This window comes from Telluria sp. LT1R51-2 (assembly GCF_059685775.1).
Genome location: NZ_JCASIM010000001.1, coordinates 73,312 through 95,730, shown reverse-complemented (window position 1 = coordinate 95,730; position 22,419 = coordinate 73,312). Strand labels below are relative to the sequence as shown.

The following is a 22,419-nucleotide window of genomic DNA, read 5'->3' as shown; positions in this document are numbered from 1 at the left end:
ACTGTCATGTGCGACCTCGCCCCCGCTACATCTGAAAGACATATTTACGGCAAAACAAGGACAAATCTGTCGCGTGCCAAAGACAGTTATCACGGCCGCGGATATTGCCTGTGTGCTATCTTTATCACATCGCCGTGCTGGCTGAATGTTGCAATCGATCTCGTATGAGCCAGAACACTGCCCCTGTCAACGTCCTGCGCAAGGCATCGCCATGACGATCCTGCGGCTGCTGTGCTTTGCCGCCGGCATGCTGGTGCTCGTCGCGCCGGCAATCGTGCTGCCGGCCGGCGCCATGACGGCCGACGCGGGCAAAGCAGCGGCAACGCTGGCCTGCCTCGTGCTCGGCGCGTGCGCTTTCTTCGTGACAGGGATGGCCGGCCACCTGCTGCGCCGCTCTGCCCTGCTGCGCGCAGTGGTCGCCCTGCTGCTGGCGGTGCCGCTCGCGTTCTGCGCCGCGTTGTTGTGGCGCGGCGCAGCACCTGCGTTCATGTGGACCGCCGGCGTGCTGCTTGGCTTCACGCTGACGCTGTACCTGACGTTCGTCTATCCAGTGCTGCGCACGCAGACGCAAGCCTTGCTTCGCTGGCGCGCCGCGCGGCAGCTGGTGTCGTTACACTAGCCCCGCCAGCCGCGCCACCGCCCGGATCAGCAGATGCGGCTGCAACGGCTTGATCAAATACGCCTGATACCCGGCCTGCAACGCGCGCTGCTGGTCCACGGGCCGCGCGAACGCGGACATTGCCACGGCCGGCAGCATGTGTTCATCGAGCCGCATGTCGTTGCGCACCGTGCGAATCAGATCGTAGCCACTAAGCTTGGGCATGCTGATATCGCTGACCAGCACCTGCGGGCGCGCAGCGCCCAACTGCGCCAGCGCCGCTTCGACCGAATTGACGGTGACGACGCCGGCGCCCCGTTCTTCCAGCACGCGGCGGCTCAGTTCCAGGATGTCTTCGTTATCGTCCACCAGCAGCACGCTCATGCCGCGCAGGTCGATCAGCATCAGCTGGTCGGCTTCCGCCTCCGCCTGGGTGACCGTGCGCGCCACGTCGCCGCCTGCCTCATCGATGGCGCGCAGCGGCAGCACCACCGTGAAGGTGGCGCCCTGGCCCACGCCCGCGCTGTCGCCGCTGACGACGCCGCCATGCAGCTCGGTCAACTGCTTGACGATCGACAGGCCGATCCCCAGCCCGCCATGCACGCGCGCAGCCTTGCTGTTTTCCTGGCTGAAGCGGGTAAATAGCTGCGGCAGGAACCGCGCATCGATGCCCTCGCCGTTGTCGCGCACTGTCACCGCGACCTGTCCGTCATTGCGGCGCTGCACAGTCAACGTGATCGCGCCACCGCCGGGGGTAAACTTGAGCGCGTTGCCCAGCAAATTGGCAAAAATCTGCTGTAAACGAACCGGATCGCCATCGAGTTCCAGCGGCGCGCCGTCATGGGTATCGATCCGGATTTCCACGCCCTTCTCGATGGCGAGCGGACGCAGGAATTCAGCGGCCGAATCGAGCAGCGCGCTCAGGTCGACCTGCTGCAGATCCAGGATCAGCTTGCCGGTGACGATGCGGTTCATGTCCAGCAGGTCGTTGATCAGCTTGGCCTGCAGGCCCGCATTGCGCGCGATGGCGTCGATGCCGCGCTTGACCGTGGCAGGATTGTCCTGCGCGCGTTGCAGCACACTGGCCCAACCGACGATGACGGCCAGCGGCGTGCGCAGTTCATGACTGAGCGTGGCGAGAAATTCGTCCTTCAGCAGCGCCACGCGTTCGCTTTCCAGGCGCGCCGTGCGTTCGGCCTCGAACAGGTACTGGCGCTGGCTGTCCATCACCTGGCGTTCGGCCATGACTTCGCGCGCGATCTTGCGCCGCTCGATCGCGTTTTCGACAGCCCAGGTCAGGCTTTCGCGGCCCAGCCAGGCCTTGCCCACGAAATCCTGGGCGCCGTGGCGCAGCGACGCACGACTTTCCGCTCCAGCCACGCCGGTGAGGATCACGACGGGCAGGTGCGGAATCTTGTCGGCGTCGCACGGCAGGCGCGCCAGCACGTCGAGCGCGTCGCCATCGGGCAGAAAGAAGTCGAGCAGCATGCAGTCGAACGGCGCTGAACTTGCGCACAGGTGCATCGCCTCGTTCGCCGATGTCGCTTCGACGAACTGGTAGCGCCGGTCATGCCCGCCCAGCAGCGCTGCTTTCGCCTCGGCGCGGTCTAGCGCATTGTCGTCGACCAGCAGGATGCGCCAGGGACGATCGGTGTCGTGAGCTACAGCCATTGGTGTTTTCCTGTCGATGAGGTGTCCGCGCCCGGCAGCACGACGTGCGTCAGCCAGTAGCGGAAGATGCTCTCGAGGTTGGCCAGGCCTTCCTCGAAGTTCACCAGTTTGACGTGATAGGCATTGCCGCCGGCGGCGTAGAATGCATCGCGGTCGCGCGGGTTGATACTGGCTGTCAGCACGATGACCGGCAGCGTGCCGCGTAGCGGGTGCCGGCGCACTTCTTCCAGCAGCGTCAGGCCGTCTTCACCGGGCAGATTGCAGTCCAGGAGCATGAAGGCATAGGCCACGGCGGGTGCGGCGAACAGCAGGCGCCGGGCGTCGTCGGCATCCGTGGCATGCACCAAGAGGTTGCCGATGCCGGCGCGCCGCGCGGCAATCGAGACGGTGTCGAAATCGTCGTCGCTGTCGTCGACGACCAGGATGGGCGGCAGGTCGCTGCGCACCAGGGGCGTCATGCGCCGGACTGCTTCATGCCGGTACCGCTCAGCGTGAAATAAAAGGTGGTGCCGACACCCACATCGGACGTGAACCAGCTGTGGCCATTGTGCTGCTCGACGAGCTTCTTGACGATCGCGAGACCAGCGCCACTGCCGCCCCCGTACGCATCGCGCGTGTGCAGTCGCTTGAACATCATGAAGACGCGCTCGCTGTGCTTGGTGTCGATGCCGATGCCGTTGTCGCGCACGTAGAATGTGGAGACGCTCTCCGCGCCCTCGACCGGGTCGAGGTAGCCGATCTCGATCCGGCGCTGCGGCTTGTCGTTGTACTTGGCGGCGTTGGAAATCAGGTTGGCAAACACTTCGCGCACGCGGATGCGGTCGCACGAGATCGTCGGCAGTGGCCGCGGAATCTGCACGTCGATGTCGCGTCCCAGCAGACTTGCGCCGAGCATGTCGGTCGCTTCGGCCACCACGTCGTCCAGTGCGATCGGCTGGCGTTCGAGCGAGAGCCGGCCGACGCGCGAGAAGTGCAGCAGCGCGTCGAGCAGGCTGTCCATGCGCACCGTCAGCCGCAACATGGCGTCGATGCGTTCGCGGCCCTGCGCGTCGAGCGGGCGGCCCGCCCTCGTTTCTTCGAGCAGGAAGTGCGCATACTTGTGGATGCCACGCAGCGGCTCTTTCAGGTCGTGGCCGGCGACGTAGGCAAACGCATCGAGTTCGTCGTTGCTGCGCACCAGGTCCGTGTTCAGCGCCGCCAGTTGCTCGGCGCGCGCCACGACGACGTCGAGCATCAACAGACGCAGGTTTTTGGCCGCCTCGATCTCCACCGGCTTCCATGGTTCGGCGCGGCCCCGTACTTCTTCCTGCCACACGGCGAAGCTCTGGCGCGGCGTCAGGCGGGTGCCGTGCTCCCCGGTGGCCTTGCCCGCTTCGTACGGATTGCCGCCCCACTGATAGGTTTGCAACTGCTCGGGACGGAACCAGATGACCCAGTCGCCGTGGCTGCGCTGCGACATCGGAAACGCCAGCACGCCGCTGCAGCAATCGGCCCGGTCGATGCCGTCAGGATCGTCGCGGCCCAGATCATCCAGCGCAATGACCGTGCTGCCGTCCGCCAGACGCGCGCTGTGCAGCGTCAGCCAGGCTGCCAGCGTCGTGAGTTGCTGCGCATCCGGGGTCATGCCGGCCATGCTCCACTGGCCGTTTTCCGACACCGCCACGCCGCCTGCGTCGATCCCGTCGAGCAGCGAGGGAGCGCCATGGGTCAGCGCCGCGTAGTTGCCATCAGCGAGCGCCTGGCCCAGTACCGCATGGTGCGCTGCCTCGAGTTTCAACCGGTATTCCAGGTGCTCCCTGCCCTCGGCCGAGGCAATTTCGAGGGACGTGACCTGGCCGATGAATTCGGCGGCCGCGCGCAAGGTGTAGGGCAGCACGATCGGCGCGTAATGGTGGCAGGCAATCAGCCCCCACAGCCGGCCGTCGCGCAGGATCGGCATCGTCAGCGTGGCGGCCACGCCCATATTGCGCAGGTAATCGGTGTACATGACGGACGCGCCGCGCAGTGCGCAATAGGTCATGTCCAGTGGCCGCCCCGTCACGGGGTTCAGCAGCGGCGCGATCTCCATCAGCGCGCCGTTTACGTCCGGCAAGGGCCGCACGCCGATGCGCTTGAAGATCGCGCGCGCCGGTACCGGAATGTCGCTGGCCGGATAACGCAGGCCCAGCCACGAATTGAGGTCGCTGCGGTGCGCATCGGCGATCACTTCGCCGGTCTCGTCGCGGTGGAAGCGGTAGATCATCACGCGATCCAGGCCCGTCGTGCGTCGCACTTCATGGGCGGCGATGTCGCAGAACGCGCTCAGGCTGCTGGCCGATTTCAGGCGCACCAGCGTCGTCTTCACCATCGAATAATAGTCGCTGTCGGTCACGACCGTGTCGCCCGGGCGGCTGGCCGGCTCGATCTCGACGATCAGGACGCCGTCGGCCTGGTGGACCGAAAAGTCCATCGGCGCATCCTGGCAAGGCGGATGGGGCAGCGGCGCCGTCAGCACATACAGCGCATTGCGTTCGAGGACCTCGGTGCGCATCGCATGCACGATGCGCTGCACCGCATCCGGACCGATCACGGCGGCCAGTGGCTGGTTCAGTACCTGGTCCATGGCCAGGCCGGTACGCTGCGGCCAGTTTTCACTGGCCTGGCGCACGATCAGGTCATCGGGGCTGAGCGCCAGCAGCAAGCCATGCGCCTGGATGCAGCCCGGGGTCTGCACCGGCTCATCGTCGCAGTTGGAGAGCGAGACGCCATGGCGCTTGATACTGTAGGGGAACGGCAGGGTGCTGCGACTCATTGAGTGACTCTTTATCGCATGGCCGTTTGCTAGACGAAGAGGCGAAGAGTAGCACTAACATGACGAGAGGGTGAATATTCGTCGCGCGCACCCGAAAACCAGTGGTTTTCGAACAAGCGGCGTTACGCTTCATTTCGCCAGGATGTAAAACGCGTAACCAAGGAGACCGAGGATGGCGTAGATCCCGATATAACCCGACCACATCATGAAGCGCCCTTCCAAACTGCCTTCTTTGGCAAGCCTGGCGTAATAGCCCCAGGCATTGCCGGGTTCATAGTCTTTGTTCTTGCGGTGCTTGTAGTCGATGATCTGATTCGGGACACCGAAGACGAGCAGGAAGACGCCCGCGATGACCTTCAAGACGTTGATGTCGTCCATGGCTGTTCAGTGTGGCGATTTCGCGCCGGAGCGTTGCAGCAAGCGGCTCGATGGCGCCAGCGCCAGCACGAGCAACCAGCCCGCGAACGCAAACCCGCGATGCAACGCGACGAAGCACAAGGCACCCACGATCCATTGGGCCAGGCCGGTGGGTGGCACGCCAAGCCCGGCTCTGTGAGCCAGAAACCCCGTCGACAACACGGCCAGTGCGCTCACCAGCGCGGCAAACCACCAGGTGTGTTCGAGTCTGGATGTCATTGCGGGATCGCCGTCAGTTTGCAAGACAGGCAGTATATGGCACTGCACGTACTGCAAAAGGCGCACAAAGTCACTGGGCAGCTGTGCTGCCGATCGTCAAGCCGGCGGCAGACTGTCCCACAAGTCGCCCGTCGGGCTGATGCGCGGCGCCGTCACGCCAAAGTGCTGGTACGCCAGCGGCGTGGCAATGCGCCCGCGCGGGGTGCGCTGCAGATAGCCCTGCTGGATCAGGAACGGTTCGAGCACGTCTTCGATCGTGTCGGCCGCTTCGCCGATGGCGGCTGCCAGGTTGCCGATGCCGACCGGGCCGCCGGCAAACTTGAACAGCACCGCCTCGAGCAGCTTGCGGTCCATCACGTCAAAGCCCACGCTGTCGACGTCGAGCATCTTGAGCGCGCGGTCGGCGATGTCGCGCGTGATGTCGCCATTGCCTTTCACCTGCGCGAAGTCGCGCACGCGGCGCAACAGGCGGTTGGCGATGCGCGGCGTGCCGCGGGCGCGCTTGGCCACTTCGCGCGCGCCTTCTTCGTCGATCGGCGCCACCAGCAACGCGGCGCTGCGCAGCACGATCTTGGTCAGTTCGGGAACGTTGTAGAACTCCAGGCGCGCCACGATGCCGAAACGGTCGCGCAGCGGATTGGTCAGCATGCCGGCGCGGGTCGTCGCGCCGACCAGCGTGAACGGCTGCAGGTCGAGCTTGACGGAGCGCGCGGCCGGGCCTTCGCCGATCATGATGTCGATCTGGTAGTCCTCGAGCGCCGGGTACAGGATCTCTTCGACCACCGGCGACAGGCGGTGAATCTCATCGATGAACAGCACGTCGTTCGGTTCGAGATTCGTCAAGAGCGCGGCCAGGTCGCCCGGGCGCTCGAGTACGGGGCCCGAGGTCTGGCGCAGGTTCACGCCCATCTCGCGCGCGATGATGTGCGCGAGCGTCGTCTTGCCCAGGCCCGGTGGCCCGAACAGCAGCGTGTGATCAAGCGCTTCATGGCGGTTGCGAGCGGCCGTGATGAAGATCTCGAGTTGGTCGCGGATTTTCTCCTGGCCGACGTATTCGTCGAGCTGCTTGGGCCGCAGCGCGCGCTCGATCGCCTCTTCGTTGGGCGAGGCCGGTGCGGCGTCGATCACGCGCTGTTCGGTAAAGTTGTCGGTCTGAATACTCATTGCTTACATCCGGTCAGGCTTTGGAGAGCGCCTTGAGCGCAAATTTGATGCCATCCGAGACGCTGGCGCCGGCTGGCATGTTCTTGATCGCGAGCAGCGCTTCCTTGTCGGAATAGCCCAGCGCGGCGAGCGCGTTGAGCACGTCGGTCTGCGTGTCGTCGCGCGGCACGCCGGCCACCATGCCGATGTCGGCGCCGAGCTTGCCCTTGAGCTCGAGCAGCAGGCGCTCGGCGGTCTTCTTGCCGATGCCGGGCACCTTGACCAGGCGGCCCGTCTCTTGCAGCGTGACGGCCTGCGACAGCTCGGCCACGGTCATGCCCGAAAGGATCGACAGCGCCATGCGCGCGCCGACACCGGTGATCTTGATCAGTTGCCGGAACAGCGCGCGTTCAGACGCGGTGCCAAAACCGAACAGCAGGTGCGCATCTTCGCGTACGGTAAGGTGCGTAAACAGCACGACTTTTTCGCCCGTGTGCGGCAGGTTGTAGAACGTGCTCATCGGCACATCGACTTCATAGCCGACGCCATTGCAATCCACCAGCACGTGCGGCGGCGCTTTTTCGAGCAGGGTTCCGGAGAGACGACCGATCATCGGGAGTGGTTCCTTGTTATGAGACGAGACGGCTGTTTTTCATGCGCAGCCCGATCATGTCGGGCGCAATGGCGCCCAAGAGCGCCAGCGTGTCGATCGTGTGGGCATGGCAAATGGCCACGCCGAGCGCATCGGCGGCGTCGCTGCCCGGCAGACCCGGTAGCTTGAGCAGGCGCGCGACCATGTCCTGCACCTGCGGCTTGGCCGCGCGGCCCGTGCCCACCACCGCTTGCTTGACCTGCACCGCCGTGTATTCGGCCACATCGAGATCGGCGCCCACGAGCGCCGTGATGGCCGCGCCGCGCGCCTGGCCCAGCAGCAGGGTCGATTGCGGGTTGACGTTGACGAACACTTTTTCGATGGCGGAACAAGCCGGCTGGTAGGTCGCGATGATCTCGCTGACGCCGTGCAGGATGACTTTCAGGCGTGGCGGCAAGGCGCCTTCCAGCCCGGTCTTGATGGTGCCCGAAGCGATGTAGCGCAGCTTCGTGCCGTGTTTTTCAATGACGCCAAACCCCGTCGTGCGCAGGCCCGGGTCGATGCCGAGAATAATCATGCTGGAATGTTACCCCGGCTGGGGGTGTTCGTGGGAAAAATACTGTGCAAAAACACAGGGGCGCACCATTTCGGTACGCCCCCGTTGGACGTCAGCGGGGGCGGCAGGTTTCCCGCTGCCCTCGCCTTGCCAATGAATCAATGACGGAAGTGACGCGTGCCCGTGTACAGCATGACAACGCCACGCTCGTCGGCGGCATCGATGACTTCCTGGTCGCGCATCGAGCCACCCGGGTGGATCACGCAGGTTGCGCCCGCATCGACGACGACGTCCAGACCGTCGCGGAACGGGAAGAATGCATCCGACGCCACGGCCGAGCCGGTCAAGCTGAGGCCAGCGTTCTGGGCCTTGATCGAGGCGATGCGCGCCGAGTCGATGCGGCTCATCTGGCCGGCGCCGACGCCCAGCGTCATGCCGTTACCGCAGAACACGATCGCATTCGACTTGACGAACTTGGCCACGCGCCAGGCGAACATCAGGTCTTGCAGCTGCTGCGGCGATGGCTGCAGCTTGGAGACGACGCGCAGGTCTTCCATGCCGACGTTTTTCGCGTCCGGCGACTGCACCAGCAGGCCACCACCGACGCGCTTGACGTCGTAGGCATTCTGGCCGGCGCCCAGCGCGATTTCCAGCAGACGCACGTTCTGCTTGGCCGACATGATCTGGCGCGCTTCGGCGGTAAAGCTCGGCGCGATCAGCACCTCGACGAACAGCTTGGCCAGCGCTTCGGCCGCCTTGCCATCGACTTCGACATTGAAGGCGATGATGCCGCCAAACGCCGAGGTCGGATCGGTCTGCAGCGCGCGCGAGTACGCGTCCAGTGCATCGACGCCGATGGCCACGCCGCACGGATTGGCGTGCTTGACGATCACGCAACCGGCCGCCTGGCCAAGGCCACCGAGCGACTTGACGCATTCCCAGGCTGCATCGGCATCGGCGATATTGTTGTACGACAGCTCTTTACCTTGCAGCTGACGGTAGTTGGCCAGTGCGCCGTCGATCGTGACGAGGTCGCGGTAGAAGGCGGCGCCCTGGTGCGGGTTTTCGCCGTAGCGCATTTCCTGGACTTTTTCAAAGCCCATGTTCAGCGTGGCCGGGAAATTCGAGCGGGTCGCGTGTGCGCGGTCTTCGCCCAGGCTGGTCAGGTAATTGGTGATCGCGCCGTCGTACTGGGCGGTGTGCGCGAAGACTTTCTTGGCCAGGCGGAACTTGGTCTCGTAGCTGACCGGACCGGCGTCGCCGCCCGAGCCCTTCATTTCAGCCAGCACGACGCCGTAGTCGGCCGGATCGACGACCACGACCACGTCGCGGTGGTTCTTGGCGGCCGAACGCAGCATGGTCGGGCCACCGATGTCGATGTTCTCGATCGCATCTTCCAGCGAGCACTGTTCTTTGGCGACGGTTTGCTGGAACGGGTACAGGTTCACCACGACCATGTCGATCTGCGGAATATTGTGCTCTTCCAGTTTCGCGATGTGCTCGGGGAAATCGCGACGGGCCAGGATGCCGCCGTGCACTTTCGGGTGCAGCGTCTTGACGCGGCCATCGAGCATTTCCGGGAAACCGGTGTAATCGGCCACTTCCGTGACCGGCACGCCATTTTCTTGCAGCAGCTTGGCGGTGCCGCCAGTGGACAGGATGTTCACGCCCAGCTGGTTCAGCGCGCGCGCGAAATCGAGCACGCCGGTCTTGTCGGATACGGAAATGAGAGCTTGTTTGATCATGGTGAGGCCTATGGTTGAGAATTCCTGGCGCCGGACGTGGAGACCGTTGGGTCTCCGGGGCCGCGCAGGAAGCGCAGCCAACCGGCAACGCTTAGAGCAGCCCGTGCTCTTGCAGTTTCTTGCGCAATGTATTGCGATTGATGCCCAGCATCTGCGCGGCATGCGACTGGTTGCCGTCGGCGCGCGACATGACCACTTCGAGGACGGGCTTTTCGACGGTCAACACCATCATGTCGTAGATGTTGGTCGGTTTTTGCTCGCCGAGATCGTTGAAATAGTCTTCAAGACTCTTCTGGACGACTTCCTGGATACTTTCTTTGCTCATGTCTTTGCTGCTTCATCCTGGTTGTGTGATTGCTGCCCAGCTTGCTGCACTGGCTTGCTGCATCTGCGGGCAGCGCGTCCCCAATTGTTCTTCTTGTCGCTGGTTGTGCTGGTGGTCTATGCCGCGATCGCGTCCACGGCGGGAAGCGCGGGGCGGTATTGTAACCGCTCGCCATGGCGGTGCTGTGATTTAAGGAAGTCATCCATCGCCGCAAGTTGCTCGGCGGTCGATTCCAGCAGATTCATGCGCTGACGGAATTCCTCGCCATCCGGCAGATCCTGGACATACCAGCCGATGTGCTTGCGCGCGGTGCGCACGCCGATGAACTCGCCATAAAAGGCGTAGTGTGCCGGCAGGTGCTCGTGCATCAGTTCGCGCACTTCTTCCACCAGCGGCGCCGGCATGTGCTCGCCCGTGCGCAGGTAATGATCAATTTCGCGGCAGATCCATGGCCGGCCCTGGGCTGCCCGGCCGATCATGACGGCGTCCGCGCCGGTGTAGTCGAGCACGAACTTGGCCTTCTCAGGCGTGGTGATGTCGCCATTGGCCACCACCGGGATGCCGACCGACGCCTTCACGGCGCGGATGGTGTCGTACTCGGCGTCGCCTTTGTAGCCGTCGGCCCGGGTGCGGCCGTGCAGGGTCAGCATCTGGATGCCGGCCTGCTCGGCCAGACGCGCAATGCGCAGCGCGTTCTTGTTTTGGCGATCCCAGCCGGTACGGAACTTCAGCGTGACCGGCACGTCGACGGCCTCGACCACCGCGTGCAGGATGCGCTCGACCAGGTCTTCGTGCTGCAACAGGGCCGACCCGCACCAGCTGTTGCACACCTTCTTGACCGGGCACCCCATATTGATGTCGATGATCTGCGCGCCGCGCTCGACGTTGAACTTCGCACAATCGGCGAGGTCTTTCGGATCGGCGCCGGCGATCTGCACCGCCTTGGGCTCCATCTCGCCCGCGTGGTCGATCCGGCGCGACGTCTTTTCACTGGCCCACAGGCGCGGATTGGACGCGGCCATCTCGGACACCGCATAGCCCGCGCCGAGCTGCTTGCACAGTTGCCGGAACGGACGGTCCGTCACACCAGCCATCGGCGCGACAAAGACGTTATTACGCAGGAGATAAGGACCTATTTGCACAGCTGGCAGACTCAAAAGTGACACGGGAACCTGCTATTTTACCTCAAGCGCTGCTCAAATTATCAGCACAATTTTTCAAATTGTTGTGTGTGCGATATTGGCAAGTCGTGCTAATGCGCTTTCACCTGGGCAGCATCGCGCCGGATCATGCACTTTGCAGCATCATTGCTGATGCCAATGCAGAGGCGGATCGTCAATCCAGATAGCGTCAGCGAATGCGTGTGAGCGTGGGACGGGGTTTGAAATCGCTGAATGCAGGGCGCACGTGGGTGACACGCCCTGTTGCCGAGTCATAGTCGTATGGAATGTGAACGACGATACCCGACCACGAGAAGTCCGTTGGATTGCGTGTGACGATCGGAATGCCACAGGCAGCGGCTGTGCCACCAATGATTGCATCCGGAAGTTTTACTTTGGGGCCGCTGATGAGGCTATTGCCACGGATGTCGATGGCAAGCTCGGTAATTTGCGGATCCAGGGGTAATACTGCGAACTCTGCAAGTAATGCGTCGAGGATCGGTACCTCATGGGGGCGAGCAATTTGGCCAACGCGCAATTCCATGTAGGTAATTGTGCTAATGGCCGGAAAATCGTACCTCCCAAGCTCTATCGCGGCTTCGTGAACGCCATTGAGCATGTCGATGAAAATATTGGTGTCGAATACAATCAACGCCATTCGTTTCTTAGTTGCTCTTGCGCTTGAACACCGTCTTTCACTGTATCGGTGCGGTCTTTCCACAGCCCTTCCGCCATCTTCAGCGCAGCCAGACGGCGTTGCCGGGCGGCTTCCACAGGCGTCAACGGCGGCTCTGGCACAACCGGCTCCTTGCGTTTGCTGCGATACATCGCCTCGCTCATCTTGCACCTCCCGCTACGCAATTCGATCGTGGGATGAGTGTAGCGCAATTGCAGCTGGGTGTCGTCGGCCAGGATCCCAACCGATGCGGACAGGACGGCTTGACGGATGCTATTACGGCAAGTCGTCCAGCGCCACTTGCCGCAGATGCTCGACTTCGCCCCAGCTGAGCAGGCGCAACTTGCCCTGCTCGACCGCAAAGCGATTGATGCTGGCGTTGTGGACCTTGAAGTCGCGCGGGGTGTCCAGCGACAGGCCCAATGCGGCGCGGTAGGCGCACTCGAGCACGCCGCCGTGCGCCACCAGTGCCAGCGTCTGCCCCGGGTAGCGTGCCGCATGGGCAGCGATTGCCGTCGTGACGCGGTCGAAAAAGGCGCGGAACGATTCACCCTGGTTGTTACCCGGTGGCAGCGTCGCGTCGACATTGCGTGCCTGCCAGGCGGCAAACTCCAGCGGATAGCGGGCCGCGATCTCACTATAGAGCAAGCCTTCGAAGCCGCCGTAGCAGCGCTCGCGCAATTGCGGATCGACCTGCAATGCCGTTGTCGCGCCGCGCGCGCGCAGGATCGCCTCGGCGGTTTGCCGGGCGCGGCCCAGGTCGCTGGACAGCACGTGGTCGATGGCTTCACCAAGCAGTGCCGCGCCAAGCAGCGCCGCCTGGCGCTCGCCTTCGGCATTGAGTGGGATATCGAGATGGCCCTGCAGCCGGCGTTCGGCATTCCAGGCGGTTTCGCCGTGGCGGATGAGCAGGATCGTGGTCGCGCCCTGGGGCGCCGTGGTCAGGGTCATGAGGTTCTTGTGCCCGAACCTCGGGGCAATCGGATGGAAGCGCTATTTTGGCAGATCGGCGACGGCGTGGGGATTGAGTGCATAGGTACCAAAGATGCATGCCTCGTCGAGAATGTGCCCGTAGATCGCCATGCGCGCCTCGAGCCCGGTAAAACGGCCCGTGAGCGGCAGGCGCGGCATATCGAGCGCATACAGGGTGAACACATAGTGGTGCACGCGCTCATCGTTCCAGGGCGGACACGGGCCGTCATAACCATAAAACTCGCCAGCCAGAGCGGGGTCGTTGACAAACCAGTGGGTATAGTCATTGATGCCGTGGCGCAGCTGGTGCTCGGTGCCGTTCTTGATGGTGAACGGCACCAGCGGGCCGGGCTTGCCGTGCGGCGTGACGCGATGGGAGAACCTGCCTTCGGCCAGCGCCGTGAGGCACACCGGGATATCGGCCAGCGTCCAGTGGAAAAAAGCGGTACGCGGCGCCGTCAGCGGCACCGTGCAGCCGTCGATATTGACGCGGCGTGCATCGCGCGGGACGTCGGGATCGTGGCAGAACAGTACCAGCGATTCGGTGCCGTTCGGCACGTCGTCCCAGGCAATGTGCGGGTTGCGGTTGGTCGACAGCCTGACACGGGAGGCGGCGTCACGCACGGCAAACGCGCAGGCAGCGGGAATGGCGGCCCCATTGGTAAATGAATTGCTCCAGATGCGCATCACTCCTCCCGGCTACGGGTTTTGACACCTGCAGCCAGCCGGGGTTTCAGCGCGTTGCTACGACCGGATCAACGCGCAGCCAGAATGTCACCGGCCCGTCGTTGATGAGCGACACCTTCATGTCGGCGCCGAACACGCCGGTCTCCACCTGGCCGTGACGCGTGCGCGCCTGGCGCACCAGGTGATCGAACAGGCGCCGCCCGTCTTCCGGCGCTGCCGCCGGCGTGAACGATGGCCGCGTGCCGGATTTGGTGTCGGCCGCGAGCGTGAATTGCGGCACCACGAGCAGGCCGCCATTCACGTTGGCCAAACTGCGGTTCATCTTGCCGGCCTCGTCCGAAAAGACGCGGTAACCGAGCATTTTGGTCAGCAACAGGTCGGCTTCGCGCTCGGTGTCGCCCTTTTCGGCGCACAGCAATACCAGGAGGCCGGGACCGATGGCGCCCACGGTCGCGCCGTCGACGCGCACTGCCGCTTCGCTCACGCGTTGCAGCAGGGCGATCATGCCAGCGTCACGCGCGCAAACTTGCGCTTGCCCACTTGCACGACGAGCGTGCCGGCAGCCACCTGCAACCCTTTATCGGCCACGACGGCGCCATCGATGCGCACGCCGCCCTGGTCGACCATGCGCATGGCTTCCGACGTCGATGCACACAGGCCAGCTTGCTTGAGCAACTGCGCCACGCCCATCGGCGCGCCCGACAGCGCCACTTCCGGCACGTCGTCGGGGATGCCGCCCTTGGAACGGTTGACGAAGTCGGCCAGCGCATCGTCGGCCGCCTGGGCCGAGTGGAAGCGCGTCACGATTTCCTTGCCCAGCGCCACTTTGGCGTCGCGCGGGTTAGCGCCGCCGTCGATCGTCGCCTTCAATTGGGCAATGTCATCCAGCGAGCGGAACGACAGCAAATTGAAGTACTTCCACATCATGTCGTCCGAAATGCTCATCAGCTTGCCGAACATGGTGTTCGGTGCTTCGGTGATGCCGATGTAGTTGTTCTTCGACTTGGACATCTTCTCGACGCCATCCAGGCCTTCGAGCAGCGGCATGGTCAGGATGCACTGCGGCTCCTGGCCGTAGTCCTTCTGCAGTTCGCGGCCAACGAGCAAGTTGAATTTCTGATCCGTTCCACCCAGCTCAAGGTCGGAGTGCAAAGCGACCGAATCGTAGCCCTGCATCAGCGGATACAGGAACTCATGCACGGCGATCGGTGTCCCACTCTTGTAGCGCTTGGTGAAATCGTCGCGCTCCATCATGCGCGCTACTGTATAGCGTGATGCCAGCTGAATCATGCCGCGCGCGCCGAGGGGGTCGCACCACTCCGAGTTGTAGCGCATCTCGGTGCGGCCGGCGTCCAGCACCAGCGATGCCTGACGGAAGTACGTCATCGCGTTTTCTTCGACCTGCTCGCGCGTCAGCGGCGGCCGGGTGGCGTTGCGCCCCGACGGGTCGCCAATCATCGACGTGAAGTCACCGATCAAAAAGATCACCTGGTGACCCAGATCTTGCAATTGACGCAACTTGTTCAGCACCACGGTGTGACCCAGATGCAGGTCTGGCGCCGTCGGGTCCAGACCCAGTTTGATGCGCAGCGGTGTGCCGGTTTGCTCCGACCGCGCCAGTTTTTGCGCAAAATCGGCCTCGACCAGCAACTCGTCGACACCCCTTTTTGCGATGGCGAGGGACTCGAGAACGCGATCAGTCAGAGGAAGGCGCGCAGGCGCATTTACCATGGAATTGCCGCCAGGAACTGCTGTTGAGGTCATAAATTCGTGTAGGAAATTGGCTAAAACGGTTGTAGGACCACATCTTTTGGTATAATTCACGATCCTGTTTTCGTTTCCCAAAGAAAACTTTGTTAAACGTCATGAACATGGCCCTTGAAAGTTCAGCCGCAAATTTTAACTGATTGCATGAACCCTATACAGAAAATTACCCGTCAGACACTGCTGCAGCTGGTGCCGAAGACCCGCAAAGCCCGCGTTTTGAGCGCCGGCGCCGTCTTCCTGAGCATGTGCGCCTTTGGCGCAGTAGGTGTCGCCCCGATCGCCAGCGATCCTTCCGACCTGCCCGTGACCTCGGTCGCGACGAACCTGGAATTGCCAAATCTGGCATCCCAGATCGCCGCGCTCCAGCAAGACGAGCAGCAATTCATCCACGAAGAACGCATCCGCCGCGGCGATTCGCTCGGCTCGCTCTTCACCCGCCTTGGCATCGAAGATGCACAGGCACAGAAATTCGTTCGTTCCGACAAGCTGGCACGTCGCCTGCTGTCGCTCCAGACCGGCAAGCGTATTCAGGCCGAGACCGATGAAAATGGCCTGCTGCTGTCGATGCGCGCCACCGTCATCGATGACAAGAATGGCAACGCACGCACGATCAGCGTCGAACGCAAGGGCGAAGCTTTCGTCGCCCTCGAAGCGCCGGCCAAGCTCGAGCGTCGCGTCGAAATGCGCTCGCGTGACATTTCCTCGTCGCTGTATGCAGCCACCGACTCCAACGTCGACGGCGGCAGCCTGCCCGATTCGATCGTCGGCCAGATCATCGAGATGTTCTCGACCGATATCGACTTCCGCACCGACGTCAAGCGCGGTGACCGCTTCAATGTGGTCTACGAGACCTTCTGGCTCGACGGTGAACAGGTCAAGACCGGCCGCATTCTGGCTGGCGAGTTCGTCAACCGCGGCGTGGCGTACCAGTCGGTCTGGTACGAAGACCCGATCACCAAACAGGGCGGTTACTACACCCTGGACGGCAAGGCACTCAAGAAAGCCTTCCTGAAGTCGCCACTCGAGTACTCGCGTATTTCATCGGGCTTCTCGATGCGCGTGCACCCGCTGTCGGGCAAATGGAAAGCGCACAAGGGCGTCGATTACGCAGCATCGACCGGCACCCCGATCCGCGCCGTGGCTGACGCTACTGTCGACTTCGCCGGCAACGGCAATGGCTACGGCAATATGGTCGTGCTCAAGCACTGGTCGGCGTACAGCACCGCCTATGCGCACATGAGCCGTATCGCACCGGGTCTGCGCAAGGGCGCCAAGATCAACCAGGGCCAGGTCATCGGCTACGTCGGCTCGACCGGCTGGTCGACCGGCGCGCACCTGCACTACGAATTCCGTGTTGCAGGCGTGGCCAAGGATCCAAACCAGTACAAGTCGCTGGCACAGCAACCGCTGAACCAGGCCGAACTGGCACGTTTCCGCATGGCTGCAGCCGAGATGAATCACCGCTTCTCGCTGCTGGGTCCAAGCGGTTCGGCCATGGCCGCCCGCTAAGACAGCCTCACCTCTGTCCCGACGCCCTCCGCTGCATCTCGATGCCGGAGGGCGTTTTGTTTTGTATGGCATGATTTTTTCATAACACCATGACCGAGACCCCTTCCCTTTTCATCGGCCTGATGTCCGGCACCAGCCTCGACGGCGTCGATGGCGTGCTGGCCGACTTTTCCGATGGCGCGATCCGCACGCTCGCAGCCGCGTTCACGCCCTTCCCTGCCGACTTGCGCGATGAGCTGATGGCGCTGCAGGCGGCCAGTCACAACGAGCTCGAGCGCGAGGCGCTGGCCGCCAATGCGCTGGCGCTGGCCTACGCCGACTGCGTGCGCTCGCTGTTGCTGTCCAGCCCGGGCAAGGTCGCGGCCGTGGCCGTGCATGGACAGACGATCCGCCATCGTCCCGAACTGGGCTTTACGCGCCAGACCAACAATCCGGCGCTGCTGGCTGAACTGACCGGCCTGGACGTGATCGCGGACTTTCGCAGCCGCGATGTCGCTGCCGGTGGCCAGGGTGCGCCACTGGTGCCGGCGTTCCATGCGGCCGCGTTCGGCGCGCCGGGCACCGCGCGCGTGGTCGTGAATATCGGTGGCATCGGCAATATCAGCGTGCTGCATGGCGATGGCCGCGTCACCGGCTTCGATACCGGTCCGGGCAATGTATTGATGGATCTGTGGATCGCGCGCCACCAGGGCCGTGCCTACGACGAGGATGGCGCCTGGGCCGCGAGCGGGACCGTGCACCCACCACTGCTGGCAGCGTTGCTCGATGAGCCGTACTTTGCGCTGCCGGCGCCCAAGAGCACGGGACGCGACCTGTTCCATGCAGACTGGCTCGATGCCCGGCTGGCTGCCTTTCACGCAGTCGCACCGGCCGATGTCCAGGCCACGCTCACGCGCCTGACGGCTGTGACGATCGCACGCGCCATCCGTGATGAAGGCATCGCGCCGGATGCGGTATATATATGCGGTGGCGGCGCCTACAACGGCGCGCTGCTGCGCGCCATCAGCGCCGAACTCGATGGCGTGACGGTGGCGTCAACGGCCGAACTGGGCGTGGCACCGAACCGGGTCGAGGCGCTGGCGTTCGCCTGGCTGGGCTGGCGCTTCACGCAGCGCGAGCCGGGCAATCTGCCGGCTGTCACGGGCGCACGCGGCCTGCGCGTCCTGGGCGCGCTGTACCCGGCATGAACGCAAAAAAGCCCGCTTGACGCGGGCTTTTTTTGATCCCCGGCACTTGCCGGGTCCTGCTACGCTGCTTACGCCGAGAACGACGAACCGCAACCGCAGGTCGAGGTGGCGTTCGGATTCTTGATCACGAACTGCGCGCCTTCGAGGTCATCCTTGTAATCGATCTCGGCGCCGACCAGATACTGGTAGCTCATCGAGTCGATCAACAGCTGGACGCCTGCTTTTTCCATCGTCGTGTCATCGTCGTTGATGATCTCGTCGAAGGTGAAGCCATACTGGAAGCCCGAGCAGCCGCCGCCCTGCACGAAAACGCGCAGCTTGAGGTCGGGGTTGCCTTCTTCTTCGATCAGCTGGGCCACTTTCTGTGCCGCACTGTCGGTGAAGTTGATTGGTACGGGAATCGTGTCGAAATCTACTACTTCGGCGACTGCGGTCATGGAATGCTCCTGGATAATCAAACTCCGCCCATTATAGACGGTTGGGGGAACTCATGCTGCCGACCCTCAGGGAAAGTCGGCCAGATGAGACACCAGTTGTCACTCAGACAGGGTACCGTCCCTTGATGATATCAAGAGGACATGATCCTTCTGCAAGCGCTGGTGCAGTAGCCTCAAATATGCGGCCAAGTGGCCGCAATTCAAGTCTGACAGGCACCAGCAACACCTGTTACGGCAGCAGCGCAATCTGCTTGAGGCCAGTCGCTTCATCCAGCCCGAACATCAGGTTCATGCACTGCACGGCCTGGCCCGAGGCGCCCTTGACCAGATTGTCCTGCACCACCAGGATCACGACCGTGTCGCCGCCATCCGGGCGATGCAGTGCCAGGCGCAGCACATTCGAGCCGCGGGTCGAGCGCGTTTCAGGATGCGAGCCGAACGGCATGACATCGACGAACTCGCTGTCCTTGTATTCGTCTTCGAACAGGGCCTGCAGCGCCGCATCGTCGATGTCTTTCGTCAGGCGTGCGTACAGCGTCGCGTGCATGCCGCGGATCATCGGCACCAGGTGCGGCGTGAAGATCAGGCCAACCTTCTGGTCGGTAAAGCGCGCCAGCTGGGCCGTCGTTTCTGGCGTGTGGCGGTGACCGCTCACACCATAGGCCTTGAAGTTGTCGCTCGACTCGGAGAACAGCGTAGCGATCTCGGCCTTGCGGCCAGCACCGGACACGCCCGACTTGCAGTCGGCAATCAGGTTGCCCGCGTCGATGATGCCGGCCTTGAGCAATGGGTAGTAGCCAAGCTGCATCGTGGTCGGGTAGCAGCCCGGGTTGGCGATCAGGCGCGCGCCCTTGATGGCGTCACGGTTCAACTCTGCCAGGCCGTACACGGCTTCTTCGAGCAGCTCGGGCGCCGTGTGGTCGATCTTGTACCACTTCTCGAACGTGGCCTGATCCTTCAGGCGGAAGTCGGCCGCCAGGTCGATCACTTTCACGCCGGCTGCCAGCAGCTCGGGCGCCTGCGCCATCGCCACGCCGTGCGGGGTGGCGAAGAACACGACGTCGCAGCTTTTCAGGTCGGCTTTATCGGGGCTCGAGAACGCCAGGTCGACGCGGCCGCGCAGCGACGGGAACATGTCGGCCACCGGCAGGCCGTCTTCCTTGCGCGACGTGATTGCCGTCAGTTGCACATCCGGATGCACGGCCAACAGCCGCAGCAATTCCACGCCCGTGTATCCGGTGCCGCCAACGATGCCAACTTTGATCATGTTCTGTTCCTCGAGAATGGTAGAAAGGCCCTGCTTGCAGGACGAAGGGTGCATTTTAACAGCCTGGGAAATGCGGGGCGTACCGCTCTGTAAAGCAAAAAAGCCGCCCAACCTTGCGGTGGACGGCTTTTTCGGCACAGCGCCCGGAGGCGCCGGCAACAGCGAATTAACGCTTCGAGAATTGCTTTGCGCGACGTGCTTTGCGCAGACCAACTTTTTTACGCTCGACTTCACGCGCATCGCGGGTGACGAAGCCAGCACGGGCCAGATCTGGCTTCAGTGCTGCGTCGTAGTCGATCAGAGCGCGGGTGATGCCGTGACGGACGGCGCCAGCCTGGCCCGACTCGCCACCGCCGTGCACGTTGACTTTGATGTCAAAACGCTCGACGTTGCCGGTCAGTTCCAGCGGCTGGCGAATGACCATCAGGCCGGTTTCGCGCGAGAAGTATTCCGAAGCAGGCTTGCCGTTCACGATGATCAGGCCGGTGCCAGTTTTGATGAACACGCGAGCGACTGCACTCTTGCGACGGCCGGTGCCGTAGTTGTAGTTACCGATCATGTCAGTTCCTTAGAGGGTCAGTGCTTGTGGTTGCTGAGCAGCGTGTGGGTGCGAACCTTCCGCGTACACTTTCAGCTTCTTGATCATTGCGTAGCCGAGTGGGCCTTTAGGCAGCATGCCCTTGACCGCTTTCTCGAGTGCGCGACCTGGGAAACGCTGTTGCATTTTCAGGAAGTTCGTTTCGTAGATACCGCCCGGGTAGCCCGAGTGACGGTAGTACGTTTTTTCGGTGGCCTTGGTACCGGTCACACGCAGTTTGCCTGCATTGATCACAACGATGAAGTCACCGGTGTCGACGTGCGGGGTGAATTCCGGCTTGTGCTTGCCGCGCAGTCGGAGTGCCACTTCGCTGGCAACACGTCCGAGGACCAGGTCCGTCGCGTCAATGACAAACCAGTCGCGCTGGACTTCATGGCCCTTAGCGGAAAAAGTTTTCATGTTTATTCCAAAATAAAAAATTGCTCAAATGGTGGTTCCGCCCTGTACTTCAGCGGACTCGGCCTTGTTATCTTTTCCTGAGCAAACGGAAAGCCGACGATCATAACCTGCACGGGCACTGCCGTCAATCGCCATCTGGTGATTTCCAGGGCCAGCGCGGCCACAATCCCGACCCGGTCCGCATGCCTTGATGCATAGTTGAAACAATCGGTTGACCATAGAAACAGCGCGAACTTATCATCGTTGCAACCTGAGGAGATGTCGTGACGATATTCAAGATTTTGCCCGCCCTGCTGGCGCTGCCGCTGCTGCTGGCTGCGGGTAGCGCCAGCGCCGCCGCACCGGCCATGACGGAGCGCAGCTGCCATCTGCCGGGCGTGGTCGAGGCGCTGCGCTGCGTGAGTGTGACGGTGCCGCTCGACCATGCGCAGCCACAGGGGCCGACGCTGGCCCTCCACGTGACGGTGGCGCCGGCATTCCGCCAGGGCAGCCGCACCGATCCGCTGTTCGTGCTGGCCGGTGGCCCGGGCCAGGCGGGCAGTGACGTGCTGGCGCTGCTCAAGGCCGCCTTCGACCGTGTGCGCGCCACACGCGACATCGTCTTTATCGACCAGCGCGGCACTGGCCTGTCGGGCAAGCTCGGCTGCGCCAGCAAGCCCGAGCACGACACCATGGGCGACGCCGAACTGATGGCCGAACTGCGCGCCTGCATCGCGGCCAACACGTCGCCGCTGCGCGCGTACACCACGCTGGCCGCTGCGCGCGACCTCGAACGCGTGCGCGTTGCGCTGGGCTACGGCGCGGTCAACCTGTGGGGCGGCTCGTACGGCACGCGCCTGGCGCAAACCTATGCCCGCGCTTATCCATCGAGCGTGCGCGCGCTCGTGCTCGACGGCGTGGCCGCGCCCGACCAGGTGATCCCGGCCGGGGGTCGCGACTCGCAGACCGCGCTCGACGGCGTGTTTGCCGCCTGCGCCAAAGACGCTGCCTGCCACAAGGCGTACCCGAACCTGCGCGCCGAATTCGATGGACTGGTCAAGCGGCTCGAAGCGGGTGACCTGCGCCTGTCGCTGCCCAATCCGCGCACGGCCGAGCAGACCAGTTTCACGATGTCGTCCGACCGCTTCCTGGGCACCGTGCACAACATCCTGTATGCGCCGGCCGATGCGCGGCGCCTGCCGTTTTTGATCCATAACGCGAGTCACGGGCGCTGGCAGCCGTTCATCGCGCGCCAGAACCTGGCCGGCGACTTCGGCAGCGACGCCAGCGTGTCGATGCTGCTGCACTTCGCGGTGGTGTGCGCCGAAGACGTGCCGCGCTTTACGCCCGAGCTGATGAAGGCTGACGCCGCCGTGCTGGCGCGGCCGCTGGCCGAGATGATGCCCAAGCTGTGCAAGGACGACATCAAGGTGCCGGTCGTGCCGTATGTCACACCCACCCGGATCGACGCACCGGCCCTGCTGCTCTCGGGCGCGCTCGATCCGGTCACGCCGCCGCACCGCGCCGCGAGCGCCGCCAGGTCGATGGCGCATGCCCAGCAGATCGTGGTGGCCAATGCCGGCCATGGCGTCTCGCAGCTTGGCTGCGCACCGCGCCTGCTGCGCGCTTTTCTTGACCATCCGCAGGCCAGGCTCGACGCAGCCTGCATGGCCGAGATCCCGGCGCCCACCTTCCAGCTCGGCAGCGCCGGGCCGCAACCCTGA

25 protein-coding genes are annotated in these 22,419 nt (G+C 63.4%); 4 read left to right on the top strand and 21 right to left on the bottom strand.

Annotated features, from left to right (window positions below):
* Positions 1 to 211: 211 nt before the first annotated feature.
* Positions 212 to 619 (top strand): hypothetical protein, encoded by a 408-nt coding sequence (locus AC56LH_RS00450; RefSeq protein WP_499643080.1) that lies wholly within the window; start codon positions 212 to 214, stop codon positions 617 to 619.
* Here the strand turns inward: AC56LH_RS00450 and AC56LH_RS00445 are convergent.
* From AC56LH_RS00445 to tyrS, 17 genes are all read right to left on the bottom strand, one after another.
* Entirely contained in the window at positions 611 to 2,269 is a 1,659-nt protein-coding gene (locus AC56LH_RS00445; RefSeq protein WP_499643078.1) for a hybrid sensor histidine kinase/response regulator, read from the bottom strand. The genes AC56LH_RS00450 and AC56LH_RS00445 overlap by 9 nt on opposite strands.
* Complete coding sequence (locus AC56LH_RS00440; RefSeq protein ID WP_499643076.1) at positions 2,260 to 2,727, bottom strand: response regulator; 468 nt, start codon at positions 2,725 to 2,727, stop codon at positions 2,260 to 2,262. The genes AC56LH_RS00445 and AC56LH_RS00440 overlap by 10 nt, the downstream gene beginning before the upstream one ends.
* Positions 2,724 to 5,060, bottom strand: a complete 2,337-nt coding sequence (locus AC56LH_RS00435; protein ID WP_499643075.1) for an ATP-binding protein — start codon at positions 5,058 to 5,060, stop codon at positions 2,724 to 2,726. The genes AC56LH_RS00440 and AC56LH_RS00435 overlap by 4 nt, the downstream gene beginning before the upstream one ends.
* Positions 5,061 to 5,189: 129 nt before the next feature.
* On the bottom strand, positions 5,190 to 5,438 hold the full coding sequence (locus AC56LH_RS00430) for a hypothetical protein (protein WP_499643073.1): 249 nt from the start codon (positions 5,436 to 5,438) through the stop codon (positions 5,190 to 5,192).
* 6 nt (positions 5,439 to 5,444) lie between these two features.
* Positions 5,445 to 5,696 carry a hypothetical protein gene (locus AC56LH_RS00425; protein WP_499643071.1) on the bottom strand — a complete coding sequence of 84 codons (252 nt, stop codon included), beginning with the start codon at positions 5,694 to 5,696 and terminating at the stop codon, positions 5,445 to 5,447.
* A gap of 96 nt (positions 5,697 to 5,792) precedes the next feature.
* Entirely contained in the window at positions 5,793 to 6,860 is a 1,068-nt protein-coding gene (gene ruvB, locus AC56LH_RS00420) for a Holliday junction branch migration DNA helicase RuvB (protein WP_499575541.1), read from the bottom strand.
* A gap of 13 nt (positions 6,861 to 6,873) precedes the next feature.
* Positions 6,874 to 7,452, bottom strand: coding sequence for a Holliday junction branch migration protein RuvA (gene ruvA / locus AC56LH_RS00415; RefSeq protein WP_332532574.1), 579 nt, complete (start codon positions 7,450 to 7,452; stop codon positions 6,874 to 6,876).
* A gap of 16 nt (positions 7,453 to 7,468) precedes the next feature.
* Entirely contained in the window at positions 7,469 to 8,008 is a 540-nt protein-coding gene (gene ruvC / locus AC56LH_RS00410; protein WP_183556793.1) for a crossover junction endodeoxyribonuclease RuvC, read from the bottom strand.
* A 137-nt stretch (positions 8,009 to 8,145) separates the two neighbouring features.
* On the bottom strand, positions 8,146 to 9,732 hold the full coding sequence (purH, locus tag AC56LH_RS00405; protein ID WP_183556791.1) for a bifunctional phosphoribosylaminoimidazolecarboxamide formyltransferase/IMP cyclohydrolase: 1,587 nt from the start codon (positions 9,730 to 9,732) through the stop codon (positions 8,146 to 8,148).
* A 91-nt stretch (positions 9,733 to 9,823) separates the two neighbouring features.
* Positions 9,824 to 10,057, bottom strand: a complete 234-nt coding sequence (locus AC56LH_RS00400) for a helix-turn-helix domain-containing protein (protein ID WP_005667930.1) — start codon at positions 10,055 to 10,057, stop codon at positions 9,824 to 9,826.
* A 116-nt stretch (positions 10,058 to 10,173) separates the two neighbouring features.
* The gene (gene dusB / locus AC56LH_RS00395; RefSeq protein ID WP_499560218.1) at positions 10,174 to 11,199 is read right to left on the bottom strand and encodes a tRNA dihydrouridine synthase DusB; all 1,026 of its coding nucleotides are present in this window, start codon (positions 11,197 to 11,199) and stop codon (positions 10,174 to 10,176) included.
* A gap of 208 nt (positions 11,200 to 11,407) precedes the next feature.
* Positions 11,408 to 11,875: a PIN domain-containing protein gene (locus tag AC56LH_RS00390; protein WP_499643069.1), complete on the bottom strand. Its 468-nt coding sequence runs from the start codon at positions 11,873 to 11,875 to the stop codon at positions 11,408 to 11,410.
* The gene (locus tag AC56LH_RS00385; protein ID WP_499643067.1) at positions 11,866 to 12,057 is read right to left on the bottom strand and encodes a hypothetical protein; all 192 of its coding nucleotides are present in this window, start codon (positions 12,055 to 12,057) and stop codon (positions 11,866 to 11,868) included. The genes AC56LH_RS00390 and AC56LH_RS00385 overlap by 10 nt, the downstream gene beginning before the upstream one ends.
* 112 nt (positions 12,058 to 12,169) lie before the next feature.
* Positions 12,170 to 12,844, bottom strand: coding sequence for a histidine phosphatase family protein (locus AC56LH_RS00380; RefSeq protein ID WP_499643065.1), 675 nt, complete (start codon positions 12,842 to 12,844; stop codon positions 12,170 to 12,172).
* A 42-nt stretch (positions 12,845 to 12,886) separates the two neighbouring features.
* Positions 12,887 to 13,552: a YbhB/YbcL family Raf kinase inhibitor-like protein gene (locus AC56LH_RS00375; RefSeq protein ID WP_499643063.1), complete on the bottom strand. Its 666-nt coding sequence runs from the start codon at positions 13,550 to 13,552 to the stop codon at positions 12,887 to 12,889.
* Positions 13,553 to 13,598: 46 nt separating this feature from the next.
* Positions 13,599 to 14,057, bottom strand: coding sequence for a D-aminoacyl-tRNA deacylase (gene dtd / locus AC56LH_RS00370; RefSeq protein ID WP_499643061.1), 459 nt, complete (start codon positions 14,055 to 14,057; stop codon positions 13,599 to 13,601).
* Positions 14,054 to 15,283 carry a tyrosine--tRNA ligase gene (tyrS, locus tag AC56LH_RS00365; RefSeq protein ID WP_499643059.1) on the bottom strand — a complete coding sequence of 410 codons (1,230 nt, stop codon included), beginning with the start codon at positions 15,281 to 15,283 and terminating at the stop codon, positions 14,054 to 14,056. The genes dtd and tyrS overlap by 4 nt, the downstream gene beginning before the upstream one ends.
* 180 nt (positions 15,284 to 15,463) lie before the next feature.
* Here tyrS and AC56LH_RS00360 point away from each other — a divergent pair, with 180 nt between their 5' ends.
* On the top strand, positions 15,464 to 16,828 hold the full coding sequence (locus AC56LH_RS00360; protein WP_499643057.1) for a peptidoglycan DD-metalloendopeptidase family protein: 1,365 nt from the start codon (positions 15,464 to 15,466) through the stop codon (positions 16,826 to 16,828).
* Positions 16,829 to 16,917: 89 nt separating this feature from the next.
* Positions 16,918 to 18,015 (top strand): anhydro-N-acetylmuramic acid kinase, encoded by a 1,098-nt coding sequence (locus AC56LH_RS00355; protein ID WP_499643055.1) that lies wholly within the window; start codon positions 16,918 to 16,920, stop codon positions 18,013 to 18,015.
* Between the two features lie 68 nt (positions 18,016 to 18,083).
* Here the strand turns inward: AC56LH_RS00355 and erpA are convergent, their stop codons facing one another.
* The 4 genes from erpA to rplM all read right to left on the bottom strand — a co-directional run bounded on the left by erpA (position 18,084) and on the right by rplM (position 20,716).
* Entirely contained in the window at positions 18,084 to 18,452 is a 369-nt protein-coding gene (erpA, locus tag AC56LH_RS00350) for an iron-sulfur cluster insertion protein ErpA (protein ID WP_183556750.1), read from the bottom strand.
* A gap of 229 nt (positions 18,453 to 18,681) precedes the next feature.
* A complete protein-coding gene (gene argC / locus AC56LH_RS00345; protein WP_499643053.1) occupies positions 18,682 to 19,719 on the bottom strand; it encodes an N-acetyl-gamma-glutamyl-phosphate reductase in 1,038 nt (345 codons plus the stop codon).
* Between the two features lie 166 nt (positions 19,720 to 19,885).
* Complete coding sequence (gene rpsI, locus AC56LH_RS00340; protein ID WP_183556746.1) at positions 19,886 to 20,278, bottom strand: 30S ribosomal protein S9; 393 nt, start codon at positions 20,276 to 20,278, stop codon at positions 19,886 to 19,888.
* Positions 20,279 to 20,287: 9 nt separating this feature from the next.
* Positions 20,288 to 20,716 carry a 50S ribosomal protein L13 gene (rplM, locus tag AC56LH_RS00335; protein ID WP_183556744.1) on the bottom strand — a complete coding sequence of 143 codons (429 nt, stop codon included), beginning with the start codon at positions 20,714 to 20,716 and terminating at the stop codon, positions 20,288 to 20,290.
* A 263-nt stretch (positions 20,717 to 20,979) separates the two neighbouring features.
* Here rplM and AC56LH_RS00330 point away from each other — a divergent pair, with 263 nt between their 5' ends.
* Positions 20,980 to 22,419 carry an alpha/beta fold hydrolase gene (locus tag AC56LH_RS00330; RefSeq protein WP_499643051.1) on the top strand — a complete coding sequence of 480 codons (1,440 nt, stop codon included), beginning with the start codon at positions 20,980 to 20,982 and terminating at the stop codon, positions 22,417 to 22,419.

Excerpts from the sequence above, each read along its gene's own strand:
- AC56LH_RS00450 (WP_499643080.1), top strand. The coding sequence starts at position 212 with ATGACGATCCTGCGGCTGCTGTGCTTTGCCGCCGGCATGCTGGTGCTC.
- AC56LH_RS00445 (WP_499643078.1), bottom strand. The coding sequence starts at position 2,269 with ATGGCTGTAGCTCACGACACCGATCGTCCCTGGCGCATCCTGCTGGTC.
- AC56LH_RS00440 (WP_499643076.1), bottom strand. The coding sequence starts at position 2,727 with ATGACGCCCCTGGTGCGCAGCGACCTGCCGCCCATCCTGGTCGTCGAC.
- AC56LH_RS00435 (WP_499643075.1), bottom strand. The coding sequence starts at position 5,060 with ATGAGTCGCAGCACCCTGCCGTTCCCCTACAGTATCAAGCGCCATGGC.
- AC56LH_RS00430 (WP_499643073.1), bottom strand. The coding sequence starts at position 5,438 with ATGGACGACATCAACGTCTTGAAGGTCATCGCGGGCGTCTTCCTGCTC.
- AC56LH_RS00425 (WP_499643071.1), bottom strand. The coding sequence starts at position 5,696 with ATGACATCCAGACTCGAACACACCTGGTGGTTTGCCGCGCTGGTGAGC.
- ruvB (WP_499575541.1), bottom strand. The coding sequence starts at position 6,860 with ATGAGTATTCAGACCGACAACTTTACCGAACAGCGCGTGATCGACGCC.
- ruvA (WP_332532574.1), bottom strand. The coding sequence starts at position 7,452 with ATGATCGGTCGTCTCTCCGGAACCCTGCTCGAAAAAGCGCCGCCGCAC.
- ruvC (WP_183556793.1), bottom strand. The coding sequence starts at position 8,008 with ATGATTATTCTCGGCATCGACCCGGGCCTGCGCACGACGGGGTTTGGC.
- purH (WP_183556791.1), bottom strand. The coding sequence starts at position 9,732 with ATGATCAAACAAGCTCTCATTTCCGTATCCGACAAGACCGGCGTGCTC.
- AC56LH_RS00400 (WP_005667930.1), bottom strand. The coding sequence starts at position 10,057 with ATGAGCAAAGAAAGTATCCAGGAAGTCGTCCAGAAGAGTCTTGAAGAC.
- AC56LH_RS00390 (WP_499643069.1), bottom strand. The coding sequence starts at position 11,875 with ATGGCGTTGATTGTATTCGACACCAATATTTTCATCGACATGCTCAAT.
- AC56LH_RS00385 (WP_499643067.1), bottom strand. The coding sequence starts at position 12,057 with ATGAGCGAGGCGATGTATCGCAGCAAACGCAAGGAGCCGGTTGTGCCA.
- AC56LH_RS00380 (WP_499643065.1), bottom strand. The coding sequence starts at position 12,844 with ATGACCCTGACCACGGCGCCCCAGGGCGCGACCACGATCCTGCTCATC.
- AC56LH_RS00375 (WP_499643063.1), bottom strand. The coding sequence starts at position 13,552 with ATGCGCATCTGGAGCAATTCATTTACCAATGGGGCCGCCATTCCCGCT.
- dtd (WP_499643061.1), bottom strand. The coding sequence starts at position 14,057 with ATGATCGCCCTGCTGCAACGCGTGAGCGAAGCGGCAGTGCGCGTCGAC.
- tyrS (WP_499643059.1), bottom strand. The coding sequence starts at position 15,283 with ATGGTAAATGCGCCTGCGCGCCTTCCTCTGACTGATCGCGTTCTCGAG.
- AC56LH_RS00360 (WP_499643057.1), top strand. The coding sequence starts at position 15,464 with ATGAACCCTATACAGAAAATTACCCGTCAGACACTGCTGCAGCTGGTG.
- AC56LH_RS00355 (WP_499643055.1), top strand. The coding sequence starts at position 16,918 with ATGACCGAGACCCCTTCCCTTTTCATCGGCCTGATGTCCGGCACCAGC.
- erpA (WP_183556750.1), bottom strand. The coding sequence starts at position 18,452 with ATGACCGCAGTCGCCGAAGTAGTAGATTTCGACACGATTCCCGTACCA.
- argC (WP_499643053.1), bottom strand. The coding sequence starts at position 19,719 with ATGATCAAAGTTGGCATCGTTGGCGGCACCGGATACACGGGCGTGGAA.
- rpsI (WP_183556746.1), bottom strand. The coding sequence starts at position 20,278 with ATGATCGGTAACTACAACTACGGCACCGGCCGTCGCAAGAGTGCAGTC.
- rplM (WP_183556744.1), bottom strand. The coding sequence starts at position 20,716 with ATGAAAACTTTTTCCGCTAAGGGCCATGAAGTCCAGCGCGACTGGTTT.